At 51.0% G+C, this 20,199-nt stretch carries 14 protein-coding genes and 2 tRNA genes; 10 read left to right on the top strand and 6 right to left on the bottom strand.

The window, feature by feature from the left end; translation table 11 throughout:
* Positions 1 to 24: 24 nt before the first annotated feature.
* From LRP57_RS06140 to LRP57_RS06130, 3 genes are all read left to right on the top strand, one after another.
* Positions 25 to 113, top strand: a tRNA-Ser gene (locus tag LRP57_RS06140).
* 315 nt (positions 114 to 428) lie between these two features.
* A tRNA-Arg gene (locus tag LRP57_RS06135) sits at positions 429 to 501 on the top strand.
* Between the two features lie 289 nt (positions 502 to 790).
* The gene (locus tag LRP57_RS06130) at positions 791 to 1,636 is read left to right on the top strand and encodes an aldo/keto reductase (RefSeq protein ID WP_231205652.1); all 846 of its coding nucleotides are present in this window, start codon (positions 791 to 793) and stop codon (positions 1,634 to 1,636) included.
* Positions 1,637 to 1,657: 21 nt separating this feature from the next.
* Here the strand turns inward: LRP57_RS06130 and LRP57_RS06125 are convergent, their stop codons facing one another.
* The 4 genes from LRP57_RS06125 to LRP57_RS06110 form a co-directional block, all read right to left on the bottom strand.
* Positions 1,658 to 2,146, bottom strand: coding sequence for a GNAT family N-acetyltransferase (locus LRP57_RS06125; RefSeq protein WP_231205651.1), 489 nt, complete (start codon positions 2,144 to 2,146; stop codon positions 1,658 to 1,660).
* 210 nt (positions 2,147 to 2,356) lie between these two features.
* Positions 2,357 to 2,935, bottom strand: a complete 579-nt coding sequence (locus LRP57_RS06120) for a GtrA family protein (RefSeq protein ID WP_231205650.1) — start codon at positions 2,933 to 2,935, stop codon at positions 2,357 to 2,359.
* Between the two features lie 362 nt (positions 2,936 to 3,297).
* Positions 3,298 to 3,903 carry a DUF1349 domain-containing protein gene (locus tag LRP57_RS06115; RefSeq protein ID WP_231205649.1) on the bottom strand — a complete coding sequence of 202 codons (606 nt, stop codon included), beginning with the start codon at positions 3,901 to 3,903 and terminating at the stop codon, positions 3,298 to 3,300.
* Positions 3,882 to 5,153, bottom strand: coding sequence for a methyltransferase domain-containing protein (locus tag LRP57_RS06110; protein WP_231205648.1), 1,272 nt, complete (start codon positions 5,151 to 5,153; stop codon positions 3,882 to 3,884). Before LRP57_RS06110 ends, LRP57_RS06115 begins: the two co-directional genes overlap by 22 nt.
* A gap of 322 nt (positions 5,154 to 5,475) precedes the next feature.
* Between LRP57_RS06110 and dnaK the strand changes: the two genes are divergently transcribed.
* The 5 genes from dnaK to ppdK all read left to right on the top strand — a co-directional run bounded on the left by dnaK (position 5,476) and on the right by ppdK (position 12,915).
* Positions 5,476 to 7,326 carry a molecular chaperone DnaK gene (gene dnaK / locus LRP57_RS06105; RefSeq protein ID WP_231205647.1) on the top strand — a complete coding sequence of 617 codons (1,851 nt, stop codon included), beginning with the start codon at positions 5,476 to 5,478 and terminating at the stop codon, positions 7,324 to 7,326.
* A gap of 178 nt (positions 7,327 to 7,504) precedes the next feature.
* Positions 7,505 to 8,149: a nucleotide exchange factor GrpE gene (locus tag LRP57_RS06100; protein ID WP_231205646.1), complete on the top strand. Its 645-nt coding sequence runs from the start codon at positions 7,505 to 7,507 to the stop codon at positions 8,147 to 8,149.
* A 106-nt stretch (positions 8,150 to 8,255) separates the two neighbouring features.
* Positions 8,256 to 9,329 (top strand): DnaJ C-terminal domain-containing protein, encoded by a 1,074-nt coding sequence (locus LRP57_RS06095; protein ID WP_231205645.1) that lies wholly within the window; start codon positions 8,256 to 8,258, stop codon positions 9,327 to 9,329.
* Positions 9,330 to 9,331: 2 nt separating this feature from the next.
* The gene (locus tag LRP57_RS06090; protein WP_231205644.1) at positions 9,332 to 9,916 is read left to right on the top strand and encodes a heat shock protein transcriptional repressor HspR; all 585 of its coding nucleotides are present in this window, start codon (positions 9,332 to 9,334) and stop codon (positions 9,914 to 9,916) included.
* A gap of 287 nt (positions 9,917 to 10,203) precedes the next feature.
* Positions 10,204 to 12,915 carry a pyruvate, phosphate dikinase gene (ppdK, locus tag LRP57_RS06085; RefSeq protein ID WP_231205643.1) on the top strand — a complete coding sequence of 904 codons (2,712 nt, stop codon included), beginning with the start codon at positions 10,204 to 10,206 and terminating at the stop codon, positions 12,913 to 12,915.
* A gap of 137 nt (positions 12,916 to 13,052) precedes the next feature.
* Here ppdK and LRP57_RS06080 read toward each other — a convergent pair whose 3' ends face one another.
* The gene (locus tag LRP57_RS06080; protein WP_231205642.1) at positions 13,053 to 16,109 is read right to left on the bottom strand and encodes an FAD-binding and (Fe-S)-binding domain-containing protein; all 3,057 of its coding nucleotides are present in this window, start codon (positions 16,107 to 16,109) and stop codon (positions 13,053 to 13,055) included.
* 98 nt (positions 16,110 to 16,207) lie between these two features.
* Here LRP57_RS06080 and LRP57_RS06075 point away from each other — a divergent pair, with 98 nt between their 5' ends.
* Entirely contained in the window at positions 16,208 to 17,494 is a 1,287-nt protein-coding gene (locus tag LRP57_RS06075) for a hypothetical protein (RefSeq protein ID WP_231205641.1), read from the top strand.
* A gap of 57 nt (positions 17,495 to 17,551) precedes the next feature.
* On the opposite strand, the gene LRP57_RS06070 is transcribed toward LRP57_RS06075, so the two are convergent.
* Positions 17,552 to 18,619 (bottom strand): alpha/beta fold hydrolase, encoded by a 1,068-nt coding sequence (locus LRP57_RS06070; protein ID WP_231205790.1) that lies wholly within the window; start codon positions 18,617 to 18,619, stop codon positions 17,552 to 17,554.
* A gap of 294 nt (positions 18,620 to 18,913) precedes the next feature.
* On the opposite strand from LRP57_RS06070, the gene LRP57_RS06065 reads away from it, so the two are divergent.
* A complete protein-coding gene (locus LRP57_RS06065; protein ID WP_231205640.1) occupies positions 18,914 to 20,170 on the top strand; it encodes a C40 family peptidase in 1,257 nt (418 codons plus the stop codon).
* The last annotated feature ends 29 nt before the right edge of the window (positions 20,171 to 20,199 follow it).

The raw sequence follows: 20,199 nt of genomic DNA, 5'->3' as shown, positions 1-20,199 counted from the left end.
AAACCGATAGGCTATAGGCATTAAGGAGACGTCGCATAGTCCGGTCGAGTGCGCCTCCCTGCTAAGGAGGTAGGGGTTCACGCCCCTCGCGGGTTCAAATCCCGCCGTCTCCGCAGTACGCCCCGTGATTTCGTTGAGATCACGGGGTTTTTCGTTGGAGAGCCCCATCTGTGCTGACTATCTGAAATAGGAAATGCGCTTCAGTGAAAATCCACTGCCGCATATATGGAATTTGAGTCCATATTCAGATGCAACAAATGTGATGTAAACATCATGGCATGGGTATATGAAGCCTCTTTCTGCTGCTGACATATGGTGAAAATCAGTAATAACAGGTGGAAAAGCTCCTAGGTGTGATCTATTGCCTATCTGTGAGTTTGTGTCAAGGGCACTTATCCGCGTAAAGTTATTCCCAGCCAAACGGCACTGCGCTCGTAGCTCAATGGATAGAGCATCTGACTACGGATCAGAAGGTTGGGGGTTCGAGTCCCTTCGAGCGCGCGGCGGCCCCCCTCGGTGAGACCCACCGGCGGGGGTTCTGCGTATCACTTCAATACAGCCTATATCGCAATCATTTAGGCATCCTCCGCTTTCGGTTACGTCCCGCGTATCTCCTTCAGCGTATAGCTCATTTCTGGGCACACTCTGTGGAGAACCCTAAACTATCCGCCTTATTTCTTATGAAAAGAAATCTGGGTTAGCGGACTTTTCGTGTTGGTTTTTATGGTGTTTGGTCTGCCTGACACCCAAGCGCACACCAAAGATCATGTAATCGCGTAACCTCATAAATATGACTGACACGCATATCCCCACGCGCACACTGAACGATGGCACAAAAATTCCGCTCATCGGACTTGGAACCTACCGGCTCAACGGTCCTACCGGTGTTCAAGCAATGCTGCACGGAATTGACATAGGCTACCGCCTGCTTGATTCTGCCTTCACCTATGAAAATGAGGGTGCAATCGGTGAAGTTGTCCGTCGCTCACCAATACCGCGCGAACAACTAGTACTGACATCAAAACTGCCTGGCCGCCATCAACAATACGACGAAGCAGTAACAACAGTGCATGAATCCTTATACCGCGCGGGTCTTGACTACTGGGACTTATACCTTATCCATTGGCCCAACCCAGCCCGAGGAACCTACGTGGAGGCTTTTCAAGCTCTCATAGATATGAAAGAAGCAGGCCTGATTCGTTCAGTCGGCGTATGTAATTTCCTGCCAGAGCACCTGCACACGCTGAAAGAACACGTAGGAGTACTCCCCAGCGTGAACCAAGTGGAATTACACCCTCGTTTCAACCAATCTGCTCTGCGCGCACTCCACGATGAACTGGGAATATGCACGCAATCATGGTCGCCTTTAGGCCGCAAACTTGCACTCGTCCACGCCCCAGTTATTTGCGCACTCGCTGAAGAAACAGGTCTAACCCCCGCTCAGCTCATCTTGCGGTGGCATTATCAACACGGTGCAGTGCCGCTGCCAAAATCTGCGAACCCTGAACGTCAAAAAGAAAATGCGAATATTTTCCATTGCGAGCTATCACAATCACAGATGGAACGTATCGACGCGCTTTCCCTGCCCGACGGTCGAATGGCCGGCCAAGACCCAGCGTTTTATGAAGAATTCTAAAAGCTACGTGAATCTGGAACCCTACTTCACCAACGTCACACGATAAACATTTGTTTCACGCTGCTCAAAACCACACCGACGGTACAAACGATTTGCGGCTTCGCGTGAAGGACGGGAAGTGAGGTCCACAGTTCGTGCTCCAAGGCTTTTTGCATGCGCCAAAGCTGCTTCTACAAGGGCTTGCCCGGCTCCTTGGCCACGTGCTTCGCTGTCAACGACAACATCTTCAATCCACGCGCGCACACCGGTAGGTATTTCAAATGTGGCTAGCGACAGCATGCCAAGGATAGGACGAGAATCATCCTCAACACGCTCATTTGCGTCAGCGCAAGACGTAGGAGCAGGAGCCTCGCCACTGCGGAAAACAAATACGTGAACACTAGGCTGGGCAACAAACCGTGCAGTAGCTTCTGCATCCAGTGGTTGCGCGCTGCGTGAGAGTTGCGGAATAAGTCTTTCCATCGCGCGGACAAGTGCGGGGGAGGACTCGGTAATCAACTCAACGCTCATGTGGTGGCTCCTTGTGTACGCGTTATATGCGGCTTACGTGAAAATACATGTGAGGGTGCGCGCGGTTTCGCAGGCACATGCTGTAAAACACCTGCATAACGAGCCTACACGCTGCACTGTATTTTTGTGGGTAAGGGCAAAAACGCGTGTCCGCTTGAGGTGACGGAGATTCTTTCGTGTCCTTGAGTCTGCACTTCAGGACTGGCCAAATTATGCTGCCTGAGGTAAATGAATATGCGCTAAAGCAGTATTTTCAACTGAAAACTTCGGTAAGTGACAAGCAAAAATCTGTGTGACCTGTTGCTGGACTTTAGCTATGAAAGTACTGTAATTCTTTATGAATGTGCGCGCACGGTCCAAAGCATCATAAGGTCGCCCAAAGACAAGAAATGATTGTCCGAGGTAATTCACAATGAATAATGAACTATTTGTGAGGACGCTTGCGCTCCATAAAGACAAACCCGCCATAACGCCTGCATTTGTGAAAGTGTACGACAGCATCATCACAACAGCAGCAACGATGGCGTAGCGGATACCTGTGCGAATGACAGAGCCTTGCGAGGTAAAAACTTTCCTATTCATCAGGTAATTAATTGTGCACGAAATAGTCCGTGCAATGACTACCGGCACGAAAACCCCACCTGTTATTGCATTCAAGGTAAGCAAAATAGTGTATTCGGCAGCCGTCGATGACAACGATGAAGCCAGGTAGCGCACAGGTCGAGCGATACGATGCACCACTGTTTGTGCGCTGACGCATATGCTGTGAATACCCGTTGTTTTTTGCATACTTTGAGTGTGCGCAGCGCTTTTATGTGCCATTTATGACGTAACTATGAATAACCTGTGAAAGTATCTGCCCATTCGTTAGAGGTCACATTCGGTTTACGAGAATCTCGTATATAACAGCGTATGTAGGCTGTATATAACAGAGCCAGTAAACGATGAAATTTACTGATACAGGCGGCTGGATATGTCAGCCGTGAATAACACACCCTGCTGACGCAGTGACAGCCTACGAAAATCCCATGTAGAACCTGTGAATTAACGATCGTACATTCAAGAAACATACGGTCAATACGCTGAATGTGGGGTGTTTTGGCGTGACACTAGGCGCTGAGCGTCCGTGCAATCCAGTAGGTGCACGAAGCTTATTCCTTGTCGGGTTGCTGCCCGTCATGTGCAAGCCAGCGACATTCGGTTATATCCATGTGCGTAAAAGTCGCTGTGAAAGAAGAATCTTCAGGGCTACACGCGTAGATTCCAAAGGAAATTTCATCCTGTGCTTCCCACATGTGACATATCCTCATCTGTGTGAAGGTAATACCGTCAACGGAACATTCAATACAAAAATCCTGTTCCCTGCGACTTAAGCGGTACCACATGGATTTCACAGAAGCATCAATCGCTGTGGTTGCCCAATCTGAGTACCCATGATTAGTGACAACACTGCCAAGATGTTGAAAATCCTCATTTTCGTATTCTATGGAGCCTTTGATCCAGTTCTCGCTGTCCAAGTACATAACGACGCCGCATTGGTCGAAACGATGCTGAGTGTCAAAATGAGTCTGAACGACAAATGAAAAATATTTTTCCGATGTTTTCATTTGCAATACGGGCGCGTTGTCATTTCTGAAGTGATAGTACGTGCGCTGCCATAAATCTGTGTGCGCAAGAGTAGTAATTTCAATACGTTCAGGACTTATGTGGTACTTGCTAGGTTCCCTGATCCACTCTAAGCGAGTGACATCAAACATTTCTTTTCCTCGGTAGTAGTTTCTGTGTTTGTCACCTGTAATGATGAACGTCGTGACAGCACACATGCTGTCTCAACATGATTTGTGTGGGGGAACATGTCAAAAATACGGCCAGAATCAACCTGATAATTTGGCATATTATGCAGGTCTTTTGCCAAAGTTTCGGGGTTGCATGAAGAATAAATGACTCGCTGAATTTCACTGGAATTAATCCACTGTGACAGTTCGGGACCGATTCCTCGTCGAGGAGGATTAACGATCAATACATCCGGATATATCGCCTTTTCTTGGGTAAGTGCCCATTGTGTCGCATCAGCGGTAATGAAATTACTGCGTGTTCGTCCAAAACCTGCTGTGCGTGCCGCCAAGCGTGCGGATTGTATAGCCTCACGTGACAGTTCAATTCCGGTGACATGTTCAATTCCGGCGTATGCGCAGTGAAGGGCAAAGCCGCCGATCCCACAGTACAAATCCCATAGTGTGCGAGGCGTATGTGCAGGTGTTTTTTTGGTTGGCTCATCGGAATGTGAAGTGTGGGATGCGTGAAGAGGATGTGTCGCCCACATGCGAACTTGCTGGTACAACTGTCCTGCTATATCCGTATTTGTTTGGACGAATGAGCCGGGACTCAGGAATAAATCAAGCCCACCAATGGTGAGAGGTAAAGCAGTGAGGCGGGTGAGGATAATTTCATCCGTTCCTTCAACGGTGGCGGCGTGTTGGGGGTGAATATTTGCTGTGATAACTGTGGCTTGAGGAATGAGTGTGCGCAGTTCGGTCAACGCTGTCCGTATATTGCTCACCATGTCGCGGCTGCGCAAGACAAAACGGATCATGAGTTGATCGTGGGTGCCGACGATCAGGTGGATATATTTCAGTTCGCCTTTTCTTTGAGTGATGTTGTAGGGCTGAAGTTTGACCAGGCGAATGAAACGTTTGAGGGCGGGAATTGCTTGTGTGATAGCTGGATGCTGAATCTGGCATTGGGGCAGGTCAATAGTGTTTTTATGAGGGCCGAGTATGCCAAGAGTTGGGCGGCGTGGTGTGCCGCCGACAACGAGTTTTGCTTTTGTGCGGAAACCTGTGTGCGCGGATGTGGCGCTTGGAAGCCATGTAATTGTCTGAGCATAGGGGAGTGCAGAAAGGGTTTGCCGTACCCGTTTTTCTTTTGCGCGTATTTGGGTGGGCATAGGGATTTCAAGATATGTGCAAGAAGTGCATGTGTGTTCTTCCCAATGCGGACAGTGCATACCTGTGATCGTGTCATATTTGCTGCGGAGCTGTGAAGTTATTTTGTGTGAGAAAGTGCTAATGGGTGCTTTTTGACGGTTACCGCTAGTTTGATGCGGGATTTTATGGGTGTGTTGAGGGAGCAAAAGTGCAGGTCATACGTCAGGTGATTGACTCAAAGAGAAATAAAGTTGAGTCCACTAGGCTCAACTTTGAGGTTTTCAACTTGCGGACACAAAGCGGGACATCTAAAATTGAGTCCATCAGACTCAAGAATGAGTGAGTGTCTTACACTTACCCGCCGAATTGACTGGAATACCAGGCAAGACGAAAGGAACTTCAATGTCACGTGCAGTAGGCATCGATCTTGGAACCACAAACTCTGCTATCGCCGTCCTAGAAGGTGGCGAACCCACCATCATTGCAAACGCTGAAGGTATGCGCACCACGCCCTCAGTTGTCGCCTTCTCGAAAACAGGTGAAGTCCTCGTAGGTGAAATCGCTAAACGACAAGCCGTGACAAATGTTGACCGCACAATTTCATCAGTAAAGCGCCACATCGGCACAGACTGGACTGTCAGCATCGACGATAAGGCATACACCCCGCAGGAAATTTCTGCCCGTATCCTCACCAAACTCAAACGAGACGCAGAAGAATACCTCGGTGAAGCCGTTACTGACGCTGTCATCACTGTTCCTGCATACTTCAACGATGCGCAGCGTCAGGCCACAAAGGACGCAGGTCAGATCGCCGGCCTGAACGTGCAGCGTATCGTTAACGAACCAACCGCAGCAGCCCTTGCCTACGGACTCGAAAAAGGCAAAGAGGACGAATTAATCCTTGTTTTCGACTTAGGTGGCGGCACATTCGACGTATCCCTACTGGAAATCGGTAAGGATGACGACGGATTCTCCACAATTCAGGTACGCGCCACTGCCGGTGACAACCGACTGGGCGGCGACGACTGGGATCAACGCATTGTTGACTGGCTGATTCAGCAGGTGAAAACCAAGACAGGTGCAGACCTATCCAAGGACCCTGTGGCCCTGCAACGCTTGAAAGAAGCAGCTGAACAAGCAAAGAAAGAATTGTCCAGCGCAACCAGCACAAATATTTCACTGCAATACTTGTCAATGACGGCTGACGGCCCAATTCACTTGGATGAATCACTCACTCGCGCCAAATTTGAAGAAATGACTGCGGACCTCATTGACCGCACCAAGAAACCATTCCACGATGTTATTCGTGACGCGGGAATTAAAGTGTCAGACATCGACCATGTGGTTCTCGTTGGTGGCTCAACCCGTATGCCAGCAGTCACTGAAGTTGTGAAAGAACTAACCGGCGGACGTGAACCGAATAAGGGCGTTAATCCTGATGAAGTTGTCGCAGTAGGCGCTGCGCTTCAAGCCGGTGTTATCAAGGGTGACCGTAAAGACGTGCTCCTGATTGACGTGACCCCGCTTTCCTTGGGCATTGAAACCGAGGGTGGCCTTATGACGAAACTCATTGATCGCAACACTGCGATCCCGACCAAAGCCTCCGAAGTATTCTCCACTGCTCAAGATGGTCAACCTTCCGTACTTATTCAGGTTTACCAAGGTGAACGTGAATTTGCTCGAGACAACAAGCTGCTTGGCACCTTTGAACTATCCGGTATTGCCCCAGCACCACGCGGTGTCCCGCAGATTGAAGTCACATTTGACATTGACGCAAACGGTATCGTGCATGTTTCCGCTAAGGACCGCGGCACAGGTAAGGAACAGTCTGTGACTATTACAGGCGGCTCCGCTTTGCCAAAGGAAGACATTGATCGCATGGTACGTGAAGCGGAAGAACACGCCGCCGAAGATAAGAAGCGTCGTGAAGACGCTGAAACCCGTAACGGTGCTGAACATGCCGCATACTCCATGGAAAAACTGCTGAAAGACAACGCCGACAAGATCAGCGAAGACACCCGTTCGACGGTTCAAGCTGACGTGGACGCTGTGAAAGAAGCTCTCAAGGGTGACGACATTGAAGCTGTTAAAGCTGCGGTGAATAAACTCAACGAATCTGGTATGAAGATTGGACAAGAAATCTACCAGGCACAGCAAGCAGCAGAAAATGCTTCAGCAGCTGAGGGGGCTTCTGCTCAAGCTGAAGATGAAGTCATCGACGCCGAAGTTGTGGACGAAGACGAAAATAAGTGAATCAGCTGCACCCCTACTCGCCTTGCGGTGGTTACGTAGGGGTACTCTGAAAAGAAAGGGAACTGCTGTGCCACGTGTGATACTCACGGACACAGCAGTCCCTCACACATAACCAGAGTTATATGCAGGTCAGACTGCGCGATAACAGTTCACACGGCAAATAGGATGGTGAATAAACGTGACTGAACAGGTGCCACACGATGCGCAACCTCAAAAACACGAGGAGGACGCACTACCTGACCAGGATATTTCTATGGGAGAAGATCACTTTTCGTTCCCCTTAGATGAAACTGACGCTGCAACTTCACCAGCAGAAAATGCGGACACGGTGGACATGTCAGAGTTCGAGGAACGTGTGGAAGACAGCGAGCTAAGCTCAGCGTTAGCGCAAATTTCGGATCTTGAAGACCAGCTTGCCCGCGCTCATGCTTCCCTCTACAACCTCGATCAGGAATATGCTGGCTATGTTCGGCGCTCAAAGGAATCCGCAGGTCAGACACGTGAAAACGGGAAAGCGGATGTTATCGAAGCGCTCATACCTGTCCTTGATGATATTCATGCTGCTCGTGAAGCTGGTGACCTTGTTGAAGGGCCTTTTGCCGCTATCGCTGCAAAATTAGAGGAAACCCTTTCTGCGCGTTTCCATGTTGAACGTTTCGGACAAGTTGGGGATGACTTTGACCCCCTCGTACACGAAGCCTTGATGGCCCAAACAAATGACGCAGTAGATCACCCTGTTGTTGCTCAGGTACTTCAACCAGGATACCGACACGGCGAAAAAGTGCTGCGCCCAGTTAAAGTCCTTGTTGATAACCCGCAGTAGAACCCCGTTTTCGACACGAGAGCAAGGGAATATTTATCCGCCTCGTGCGGATATGCGCGATTACAAAAGGTTCAGTAACAAAACACTACTCAGGAGGTGACGTGCAGTGGGTGGTCAAGATTGGTTGAATAAAGATTTCTACTCGATTTTAGGTGTAGCGAAAGACGCTGACGCTGCTGCCATTAAAAAGGCATACCGTAAACTTGCGCGCACCTGGCATCCTGACCAAAATCCAGGTGATACAAAAGCCGAAGAACGTTTCAAAGAAATCGGTGAAGCATACGCCGTTTTATCCGATAAAGAGCAACGACAGCAATACGATGCCTTACGAGCAATGGCCGGCGGAGGAGCGCGTTTTTCTGCAGGCCCAGGCGGGGCAGGTGCAGCCGGTTTTGAGGATCTTTTTGGTTCTATTTTCGGTGGCTCAGGGCGTTCACGGACGCAATTCGGTAACTCTGGTGCAAACAGTGCTGATTACGGCAACATATTTGAGTCGTTTTTTTCCAGCGGCTCACATGGGACAAATTTTGGGTCTTTCGCAGGACAAACAGGGGGAAATACCCCTTTTAGTCAAGGAATGCCCTTTGGTGCACAAACGGGTTCCTACACACAACCCAGGCCAGAACCTATTCGTGGTGAGAACCTGAAAGCCACAACCACACTGTCATTACGTCAATCCCTTGAAGGTGCGACCGTGCGGATGAAAGTGGGGGGGCGCCACATATCCACCCGCATACCGGCAGGCGTGAAAGACGGCCAAACACTCAAGCTATCTGGAAAAGGAAAAGCAGGACGCAACGGCGGCACTGCAGGCGACCTACTGCTCACAGTGCATGTGCGTCCCGATGCCCGCTATACCCGCAACGGAAATGACCTGCAGATAACAGTTCCTGTTACAGTTTCAGAAGCCTTACTTGGAGCAGAAATTACCGTCCCTGATTTTGATGGCGCAATGCATACCGTGACAGTGCCTGCAGGATCCTCCTCAGGAACTGAAATACCCATCAGCGGAGCCGGCGTCACAACCAAGGAATCCGTTGGTGATCTTGTTGTCATTTTACGTATCCAGATACCTACAGAATTGACGGAAAAACAACGCGAACGCTACAAAGCGCTTGCGGATATTTTCGATAATCCTCACGTGCGCGACAACTTTGCGTCTGCCGAGGATGTGAACTGACGATGGTGCGTGCAAGGAATAGCTCGCACTATCAGGATGACCCCACTTTAACTTTCGTCATTTCGGTGGCAGCCGAACTTGCAGGTATGCATCCGCAGACTCTGCGACAGTACGACCGATTAGGCCTAGTTATTCCTGCACGCACTCAAGGCCGTGGGCGACGCTACACAAGCCGTGATATTCAGCGTCTACGACAAATCCAGCATTTAAGCCAACAAGAAGGTATCAACCTTGAAGGCATCCGCCGGATTCTTGATTTAGAACGTCGCGTTGAACAGCTAGAAGCTGAACGCGATCATTTACACGAGCGCCTCGCTGAACTGGAAGAACGTCGCAACCGCGTCTTTGCGGCATCCGCTACAGGGCGTGTACGTCAACTGCGACGAGGTGAACGTTCTTTCGTGGATACAGGCGAACAGGATACCACCCCAAGTGATACACCTGTTGCCCTACAACTCACACGCTGGCAAGGTGATATGCGAGGCTACACGTATATTCCTCGCAATCGGCGTATTCGTGCGGTCATTGAACCTGCTCCTGCACAGGTTCACGTTCTTGAAGGGCATGTTGTCGTCGTTGATTCATAAACGGCCAAAGCCTTGAAATATTACGCTGAGTACCCGTTTTTTCAGAGAAAAATCACCATATATGAACCTGTAACACCGGACGCGAGCGTCATATATGCTGTGACGCTCGGTATGAACTGTCGAACACGATCATTACAGGCCATCATCAGGTATTTTTCCTTGTGAAATAAACGAAAAAAGCTCACAATACCCTTCAATAAATGGTGACTTAGGTCCTTAACTTGCTAGAATCTGAGCGAACGGTCCGAGGAAGGACCGCCAGCAAGATAACGGAAGATGAGGACCCGATGGTCAAGTACGTGTATGACTTCTCCGAAGGCGATAAGTCAATGAAAGACCTGCTAGGTGGTAAGGGAGCAAACCTAGCTGAAATGACGAAACTGGGATTACCGGTGCCCCCCGGATTTACTATCTCCACGCAGGCATGTCGAGCCTACCTGCGGGAAGGCTGCGTCCCAGAAAGCCTTGAAACAGAAGTAACAACTGCACTACGTCGTGTAGAAGACCACATGGGTCGCCGCTTAGGTGATGCCGCAGATCCACTGCTCGTTTCTGTTCGCTCAGGCGCAAAATTCTCTATGCCCGGCATGATGGAAACAGTCCTCAACATTGGTTTGAATGACGAATCCGTACACGGCCTCGCCCAAGTAGCTCAAAATGAACGTTTTGCATGGGACTCCTACCGTCGCCTCATCCAAATGTTCGGTAAAACCGTGATGGACATTGAAGGCGAACTGTTCTCACACGCATTAGATTCCCTGAAAGCACAACGCGGCGTCACAGCAGACGTTGATCTAACTGCCGATGACCTGCGTGAACTGGTTGACACATTCAAGAAGATCGTTCTTGAAGCAACCGGTAGCCCATTCCCACAAGATCCTCGTGTCCAAATGGACCTCGCAATCGAAGCTGTTTTCCGTTCGTGGAACACAGAACGCGCACGTATCTATCGTCGTCGTGAACGTATTCCACATGACCTTGGGACAGCAGTAAATATCTGCACCATGGTTTTCGGCAATATGGGACAAGACTCCGGCACAGGCGTGTGCTTCACACGTGACCCCTCCACCGGACATTCTGGTGTTTACGGCGACTACTTAGAAAACGCGCAAGGCGAAGATGTCGTGGCCGGTATCCGTAATACCTTGCCACTGTCGGCTCTCGGTGAACGTAACAAAGAAGTGTACGACGAATTACGTGGCATTATGCGTAAACTCGAAACACACTACCGCGATCTATGCGACATCGAATTCACAGTGGAACGTGGAAAGCTGTGGATGCTACAGACTCGCGTAGGTAAACGTACCGCTGCGGCTGCCTTCCGCGTAGCAATCCAGCTTGTTGACGAAAAACTCATCACCCGTGATGAGGCTCTAACACGCGTCACCGGCGATCAGCTCACTCAGCTCATGTTCCCCCAGTTCGATGCCTCGGCACCAAAGGAACTGATTGCAAAAGGCATGGCCGCTTCCCCAGGCGCAGCTGTGGGACGTATTGTTTTCGACAATGTGCAAGCTGAGGCCGCAGCCCAAGCTGGTGTGAAGTGCGTGCTTGTTCGCCGTGAAACAAACCCAGATGACCTCCCCGGCATGGTTGCAGCCGAAGGTGTGCTTACTGCTCGTGGCGGTAAAACCTCTCACGCTGCTGTTGTGGCACGCGGCATGGGCAAGACCTGTGTATGCGGTGCTGAAGCACTTGATATTGACGCTGAAGCAGGAACCGTGACAGTGGGCGGCCGCGTCCTCACAGGTGCAGACACCATCGCTATTGATGGTCAGACCGGTGAAATCTTCTACGGAGATGTTCCGGTGACTGATTCACCTGTGACCACCTACCTCACACATGGACTGGAAGCAGGTCTGGCTGTGGCTGGCGATGATGAAGGAACAGCGGAACTCATCAACGCGGTACATAAGCTGCTGACACATGCGGATTCTGTGCGCCGCCTGCGTGTGCGCGCAAATGCTGACACCCCTGAAGATTCACGTCGCGCCATTGAATTTGGTGCAGAAGGCATCGGCCTGTGCCGTACAGAGCACATGTTCTTGGGTGCTCGTCGTCCGCTTGTGGAACGCGCCATCCTATCTGAGGCAGGCTCACAGGAACGCCGCTCTGCCTTCGATGAGCTTGAGAAATTATCCAAGCAAGACTTCCTGCAAATGCTTGAAGTAATGGATGGAAAAGCGATGACAGTTCGACTCATCGACCCGCCATTACACGAGTTCTTACCTTCCCTGTCGGAACTGGAAGTTAAGGTTGCCGTAGCAAAAGCAACAGGTTCAGCAGATCCAGCCGACGAAGAAATGCTGGCAACAGTTCGTCGTTTCCACGAACAAAACCCCATGCTTGGTTTACGTGGCGTGCGTCTGGGGATCTACCTGCCGGGCCTCTTTGCTTTGCAAATGCGTGCTCTGTGCGAAGCAGCGGCAGAACTGGTTGCTCGCGGCCTGAGCCCACGTCCAGAAATCATGGTTCCGTTGGTTGGTTCTGTGCGTGAACTTCAGCTTATCCGTGAAGAAGGCGAATCAATTATCGCTCAGGTTGCCGAAGAAGCAGGTGTAGACCTGTCGGGCGTAACCATTGGTGCAATGATTGAACTTCCACGAGCAGCAATGACCGCAGAAGACCTCGCTGAAGAAGCTGACTTCTTCAGTTTCGGTACAAATGACCTGACTCAGACCGTGTGGGGCTTCTCGCGCGATGACGTTGAAGGCGTTTTCTTCCCCGAATACATTGAAGCCGGCATTTTCGGTGTCAGCCCATTTGAATCCATCGATGTTCATGGTGTTGGCACTGTCGTAGCCGAAGGCGTGCGTCGTGCCCGCTCCACAAAGCCCAACATTAAGCTGGGCGTGTGCGGTGAACACGGTGGCGATCCGCTCTCAATCCACTTCTTCCATGAGGTTGGTTTAGATTACGTGTCATGCTCACCATTCCGTGTGCCAGTTGCACGTCTGGAAGCAGGGCGCGCTGTTGTTGTCGCGGATATCGCTGACTGATAACACGCTGAAATAGGCGAAGAAAGGCCGGTGTTGGTACGCCCAACGCCGGCCTTTCTGCTAAAAATAGGGTTACCGGATAAAAGTCAGGCTTATAAATTAAAGATCAGATACAGAACTGAGTATTTACCCGAAAATCACGTGGAAGCTGTTTTCTGGAAACCCTGCGCCAACAGATGAGCCAAATGAATTCCCCCTCGCCCAGCAAGTTGCTGTGCCTGTGTGCGACATGAAAAACCATCAGCTAAATACACGGCCTGAGGGTGGGAACGAAGCGTCGGCAGTAAAGAGTGCTCCGCCACAGCAACTGACATATCGTAATGACCGCGCTCCATCCCGAAATTACCTGCAAGACCACAACAGCCTTCCATAATTGTGACCTGCGCGCCTAAACTTTCCAATAGCTCCCGATCATGGGACCAACCCATCACAGAATAATGATGGCAATGAGGCTGCGCGATCACCTCAATACCTGACAAATCAGGCAGGCGACGTTCGGCCTTCGGAATATGCGTCAACACTTCCGCTAAAGTTTTAACAGCCCCACTCACCAGAGCAGAACGTGGATCATCCGGTAACAAATCCAATAAATCATCACGTAAAACAGCTGTACAAGACGGCTCCACCCCAACAATAGGAATACCGTTAGCAGCAAAAGGTGCGAGTACTCCAAGCAAATGCGTCAGACGTTTCTTTGCGCCAGTTAGTTGCCCAGTAGTAATCCACGTAAGACCACAACACGCATCCTCAGGAATAATTACGTGGAAACCTTGAGCTTCTAACACGCTCACCACTGCCCGAGCTCCCGCATCATCAAGAGTCTGCGAGAACGAATCCGCCCAGACCACAACAAAACGTGAAGCACGCACATACGACTGAGCTTCACCACAGTAGTCAGACTGCGAAACTTCCTGTCCCTCATCCACGGACGCGTGCTCGACTTGAGGCACACACGAATCCAAACCACGTCGTCGTGCCCAGCGCGTAAAAGTCCCCGATTGCAGGGAAGGCATAGGTCGCCTCGTATCTAAACCAATAAGCGAAAAAATACTGCGACGTATCAGATTATTTTTCATCACCATGTTACTGATCGCAGCAAGACCAGGGACCCGTGCGCTCAGACGTGTCCAGCGTGGCAGCCACCCTAAAGTCCAATGAGAAAGGGGCCGCATACGCCCACGATACCGTCGAAAAAGAACTTCAGAACGGTACTTCGCCATGTCAACACCGGCAGGACAATCAGAAGAACACGCTTTACATGCGAGGCATAAATCGAGTGCTTCGAGGACCTCTGGCGAATCAATACGCGCAATGAGCTGCCCATTTGCTGCATCTTGAAGTATGCGCGCACGGCCACGAGTCACATCTTTTTCATGACGGCTCGCTTTATACGATGGGCACATGAAAGACCCTGAGATATCTGCACGGCATTTACCTACGCCTGTGCAACGGTGGATTGCTTGGGTGAAATCGCCGTGGTCTTCACGGAAGGCGAAACCGTTGTCGGCAAGTATTGGACGGGCCTTAGGACGACGTAAATAACGATCAAGCGGATCAATGTCAGGGTGCAGATTACGTGTATGTTCCACGGAGGCAGCGTGAGTACGAGCGTGCAAACGTTGAGAGGCATGGGCTTTGTCCATAGGTGCGGTTAAAACCCCTGGATTAAGTAAATTCTGCGAATCGAAAAGATGCTTGACCTGCGCAAAAAGATCTAAAAGATCCGGTGAATACATAAAACGCAGCAACTCTGAACGCGCGCGGCCATCGCCGTGTTCTCCCGAAACAGAACCACCATGAGAAGCGCATAAAGCTGCTGATTCTTCGAGGAAACGCCGCGAATGAGCAACCCCCGCTTCATCTGCTAAAGGCATGTTCAGGCGCACATGAACACACCCATCACCGAAATGCCCGTACAGTAAGCCATCAATGCCATAGCGTTGCATGAGAGCTGTGAAATCACGTAAATAGGATCCTAAACGTGCAGGAGGCACGGCCGCGTCCTCAAAACCTGGCCACGCTTGTTCGCCGCCCTTGCCTGTCAGCGAATCATAGGGTGTGCGTCCACCAAGGCCTGCTCCGTCTGCGCGAATCCGCCATAAAGCTGACGCTTGGGTTCCCGGAGGGTAAATAGCAGTCGCATGTGTGTGGGCATCAGCGGCCAACGCATGTGCGCGCGCTAAAGAATCTTCAGGATTCTCGCCGCCGACTTCGCACAAAAGCCAGCCGGTTCCCTCTGGCAGTTCAGGTACGGCCCCCGGTCCGCGGTGCTGTCGAACAACATCGACAAGGCGAGCGTCCATTCCTTCGACGGCAAGCGGCTTATGCGCGAGCACAGTAGGAACATCATCGGCGGCCTGAATCATATCCGCATACCCTAATGCCACTAAAACTGGCGCTGTAGGCACGGGAACTAAAGCAACGGTAACTGACAGGATTGTGACAAGTGTTCCTTCAGTACCAACGAGCATTGCTGCTAGATTTCGGCGTTTTTCAGGGGTGAGGTGTTCTAGGGAATAGCCGGATACTTGCCTGCCGAAGGTCCCTAGTTCGCGGCGAATAATTGCAAGATGAGAGTCAATGAGCTGCGCGAGCCCAGGAACTTCAGGTATATCCGAGGCATGTGATGTGTGCGCCGTGAAACGCCTCCCATGACCGTCAATGCAGTCGAGTGATATGACGTTGTCGGCTGTACGACCCCAGGCTGTTGCATGAGGCCCACACGCATTATTGCCGACCATTCCGCCGATACTTGCACGATTATGACTGGAAGGATCAGGGCCAAAACGCAAACCGTAGGGTGCTGCAGCAGCTTGGAGGGTGGTTTGTATGCAGCCGGGTTCAACAATTGCTGTACGGTTTTCAGGGTCGATATGTAGGACACGGTTCATATGCCGTGTGAAGTCAATGACGATGCCTGGGCCGATTGCGTTTCCAGCGCATGAGGTGCCACCGCCTCGTGAAGTGACAGGAATCTGATGTGTGCGAGCGCATTCAAGTGCAATAAGCACATCATCTACGTGTTGAGGGAAAACAACGGCTAAGGGGGGAATTCGATAGTTTCCAGCGTCCGTGGAATAGCGTGCGCGTGTGCCTGTTGATGAGTCGACTTCTCCTGTAATGCGAAGCCGTAAGATGTCAATGAAGGTACGTTGATCTGTGCTCAGGGGGCTACCAGGCTCGATCGGGTCCATATGTAGATTCTTACATTGGTGTAGGTGTGAGTGTCCGCAGTGTCCACTTCAATATGGGACAATGGTTCAGCCGTGGGTGTATTGAGGATGAGGAGAGCATGATGGCTCTATTCGAGTTTGACGAGGGTCGTCTTATTCCTGCCCAATTTGGACGTAATGTTCCGGGGGGTGTGACTCCTGAGGTTGTCCGGGCTGTGTGTTCACAAGTTTTAGAAATTGTTTCGCGGCCTTTATTCCCTATTACATGGGACGATGCGGTATCGCATGGAGATGAAAGTGAGCCAACTCCGCGACTGATTGCTTTAGATGCGACAGGTCAGGTTGTTTCTGTTGAGGTTGTGCAGCATTTAGATTCGGATGTTCTTATTTCGTCACTGTCACGTTTGGCGCATACCGCGGCTTTGTCGTGGTCAGATTTAGCGCAGGAATATCCTGGTGACATTGAGGGTTTCAAATCCGGTTGGGCGCGTTTTAAGGAATCTATGCCACCGTCTGCGGGTTCAGGACCGCGTTTAGTTATGGTGGTTGCTTCGATTGATGAATCTGTGCGTCCAGCGTTGGATGTTCTGGCTACTTCCGGTGTGGAAGTCCATGAGATGTCTTTCCGTCAGATGACTAATGGTAGGACTTTCTTGGAAGTTGCTACGGTGGGTTCTCGAATTTATGGTCATGCGCCGTATGTGTTATCTGGGCGCAGCAGTCAGGTACCAAGTATTTCTGCATCTGAGCGCGCGCCTGAAGTGCCTGCGCCTGCAAAACCGGAGCATGTATCACCACAGGTGTCATCTGTAGATCCGCATATTCGTATCTCGCAGCCTGATGCACCACGCCGCCCTGATTCTTTTGTTCTTTCAGCTCAGACACAAGCGCAGGTGCCCCTTAGGAGCCGCCGGTATGGACGGGAAGTGCTTTCTGATTTGCGCTCACATCAGGATGAGGGCCTTCAAGCTGCGCGTTTAGCGGATGCTGCGTCGTATTCGTCGGTTGATCGTCAGGATTTTTCAGATCGTGCCGCTCAGGGAAATGCTGACAGTGCGTTCGCAGTGGATGTTTCCTTACTGAAGTGTGATAAGGAAGGTTTACGTGCTCTTGCGCGGATAATTGGTGAGGACGTGCTGTTGAAGTCTCATCCTGATACGGGTATTCCATCGGGATTTGTTTTGGGAACGGATGGCATGTTGCATTTTGGTCCCTCTGTTTTCCGTACACCTGATGAAGCAATGATTGCGTTGGGTTTACCATCGGTTAATGGTTGGGAACATTTACATATTGCGGATCGTAGGGGTCCTTCTTTGAAGGATTCTGTGGAGGAAGTCAATAGGGAACGCATACGTGAACGTCGGCGTAGGCCTGCTCGTTCTCGTGAATATCCGGCTCGTCATTGATATAGGGAATACGCATATTGCCAGTCGAGGGGGCTTTTAAGGTTCTGGCGTGGTGTTTTATTTCCCTGCGACGAATGTGGTGAGCCAGCGTGTCATGGTGTCCCATACTTGTGTGCGTACAGGCGGATCGGATAGGAAAAGGTCGTGTCTGCCTGGGAAACGGGCGATGGTGACCAGTGGGCTTAAATGTGTTGAGCGTTCAGCGATGATGTTGGCATCGAGGACAATATCTGAGCGAAAGACTTCGGGCGCCCACACGTGTGAGAAGTATGAGGATGTGGACATCATTGATAAAACGGGGCAGTCAAGGTGAACAGATTTTTCAATGAGGCTGTGTCCGGTCAAAATAGCGTCTAACCATGCGGCAAAAATTGGGTAGCTCTGGGGTCGTTTCCATTCGGTGACGTAATCCCATCCTTTGATTGCTGGATCGTCCTCGTAGGGCTGTAGGTCATCAGGGAGGTCAAATCCTGATTCTGCCCATCCGCCGAGGAGGGAACGTGAGTAGTAGTCGTTGCCGTCTCCGGAAGGGACTTCCCATGTGGGTTTGTATGAGGCGATTGTGCCGAGTACGTGTTGCGCAGCCGGTCGCATAGAGGCCATGGTGTGCATTTCTAGCCATGCGGAGTTGAGGATGAGTCCAGCAACTGCTCCAGGATGTCGGTAGGCCCATAGGGTGGCAAGTAGGCCTCCGGTTGAGTGTCCGATGAGGACGAGCGGAAGTGATCCGACTTCTGTGCGGATGATTTCAAGGGCTTCGCTGATGTCCTCATCGTATGTTACAAGGGTGTCAACGTAGCCGATGGTTTGTCCTGGGCGCAGGGAGCGCCCATATTTTCTGAGGTCGAGAGCGTAGAACGCGCCTTGTGCTGCGGCGATGCAGTGGGCAAGTTCGGGTTGAAAGAAGTAGTCATTGCGTCCGTGAATGTAGAGGGCAACGAAGCGTAGGGGAGTGGTCACGGGATTATCTGGGTCCCAGGTGGGGACGTGTCGGATGAGTGTGGCGGGGCATTCGCCTTCGTCGTCGGGGAGTAGTTCTAGTGTGCGTGACTCGAATTGTGGGCCGAGGATGTCTTCGCGCCATGCGTTGACGGGTGGGGGGCCGTCATTTCCCCACGGTCGCATAACGTCAATGTGGTTCTGCGATGTGGGGGTTGTGTTTTCTTGTGTACTGTCGTTCTGATGTGTCTTTGAGGTGCGAGTCACGCTTTTAGCCTACGTGTTTTCGGTGAAAAATGCGTGTTGTGAGGGGCGGAAGAACAGTATGAAGTGTGAAGCGTGTGCGAAAAAGATCAGGATGTTACAGGTGTGACAAATGTTAATAATGTGGATATTTATTGCGTAAGTGACGAGTGATGAATTAGAGTCAATAGTGGTTTTTGATATTGACTAAACAAGAGCAGAAAGTATGGTGAGACAGTGAAGCGTACTCGACGTATGGCCCTTGCCGCGCTCATAACTGCTTCTTTTATTGCGCTTCCGAGCCTCGCGCAAGCAACACCGTCGGAAGATGACATTAATCGGGCAAAAGCTGCAGAAGAAGCAGCGAAAATGTCCGTTGCACAAATTGAAGTAGAGCTTGCAAATGTCGCTGCTCGCGCAGAAGAAGCCGGACGTAAATCAGCTGCCGTGACCGAGCAATACAATAGCGCGATGCAAGTCCTTGACGACGCGAAAGCAACAGCTGAGGCTGCGCAAGCTGACGCAAATAAAGCTCAGGCAGATTTTGACCAAGCGAAAACACGTATTGCTTCCGTTGCTGTCACTGCATATCGTGAGGGTGGTTCACCTTTAGATTCCCTGAGCCCCTATTTAGAAGCTGATGGTTTACGTTCTGTTGAAACTAAACAGACCACGATCAAAAACGTTTCCCATCAGGCAGATAGCCGGATGCAGGAAGTTGCTGCACTTGAACAGGTCGCTCAGGTAATGCGCGGGGTCGCTGATCGTGCTGTTGAAAAACAACAAGATGCTGTTGATCTTGTATCCCAGCGCGCATCTGAAGCTCAAGCCGCTTACGATCAAGCCCTTGCTGTTCGCAACGAAATGGATATGCGTAAGCAGGTTTTGGTTGAAGAACTCGCAAAGAAACAAAATACAACGGTTGAGCTGATTCAAGAACGCGAAGCTGCTTTAGAGGCAGAACGTCAAGCCGCTGCTGCGGCCGAAGCAGCTCGTCAGGCTGAGGCTGCACGCCAAGCAGAAGCAGCTCGCCAAGCCGAAGCCGCACGTCAAGCTGAGGCTGCACGCCAAGCCGCTGCAGCATATGCGCCGAGCGCTCCCGCATGGAACCCCCCTGCACCTAGCAGACCGGTTTCAAGCTCAGGTGTTGCCGCTGGTGTGATCGCATTCGCTTGGTCCAAAGTTGGCTTACCGTACATTTGGGGCGGCAACGGACCTAACGGCTACGATTGCTCGGGTCTGGTTCAGCAAGCATTCCGTTCTCAAGGTGTGTCAGTTCCTCGTGGTGCAACAGACCAATACTTTGCAGGAACAAAGATCCCTTACGGTCAAAAACAGCCTGGCGATTTGATTTTCTGGGGCGGACCAAGCTACTACCACCATGTTGCTATTTACATTGGTAATGGTCAGATGATTGAGGCTCCTATGCCGGGAATGAGTCTCCATGCGACTCCTATATGGGGCAATCCTGCACCCTACGTCGTTCGATACTGACTCTCAATACTTATCCCATTAAATACACA

Origin of the sequence: Schaalia sp. lx-260, from assembly GCF_021083645.1 — a bacterium.
GTDB lineage: Bacteria > Actinomycetota > Actinomycetes > Actinomycetales > Actinomycetaceae > Pauljensenia.
The sequence above is the reverse complement of the archived record's forward strand: the minus strand, read 5'-3'. Positions and strand labels throughout refer to the sequence as shown.

Excerpts from the sequence above, each read along its gene's own strand:
- LRP57_RS06090 (WP_231205644.1), top strand. The coding sequence starts at position 9,332 with ATGGTGCGTGCAAGGAATAGCTCGCACTATCAGGATGACCCCACTTTA.
- LRP57_RS06070 (WP_231205790.1), bottom strand. The coding sequence starts at position 18,619 with ATGCGACCGTGGGGAAATGACGGCCCCCCACCCGTCAACGCATGGCGC.
- LRP57_RS06075 (WP_231205641.1), top strand. The coding sequence starts at position 16,208 with ATGATGGCTCTATTCGAGTTTGACGAGGGTCGTCTTATTCCTGCCCAA.
- LRP57_RS06080 (WP_231205642.1), bottom strand. The coding sequence starts at position 16,109 with ATGGACCCGATCGAGCCTGGTAGCCCCCTGAGCACAGATCAACGTACC.
- dnaK (WP_231205647.1), top strand. The coding sequence starts at position 5,476 with ATGTCACGTGCAGTAGGCATCGATCTTGGAACCACAAACTCTGCTATC.
- LRP57_RS06110 (WP_231205648.1), bottom strand. The coding sequence starts at position 5,153 with ATGCACTGTCCGCATTGGGAAGAACACACATGCACTTCTTGCACATAT.
- LRP57_RS06130 (WP_231205652.1), top strand. The coding sequence starts at position 791 with ATGACTGACACGCATATCCCCACGCGCACACTGAACGATGGCACAAAA.
- LRP57_RS06115 (WP_231205649.1), bottom strand. The coding sequence starts at position 3,903 with ATGTTTGATGTCACTCGCTTAGAGTGGATCAGGGAACCTAGCAAGTAC.
- ppdK (WP_231205643.1), top strand. The coding sequence starts at position 10,204 with ATGGTCAAGTACGTGTATGACTTCTCCGAAGGCGATAAGTCAATGAAA.
- LRP57_RS06125 (WP_231205651.1), bottom strand. The coding sequence starts at position 2,146 with ATGAGCGTTGAGTTGATTACCGAGTCCTCCCCCGCACTTGTCCGCGCG.
- LRP57_RS06120 (WP_231205650.1), bottom strand. The coding sequence starts at position 2,935 with ATGCAAAAAACAACGGGTATTCACAGCATATGCGTCAGCGCACAAACA.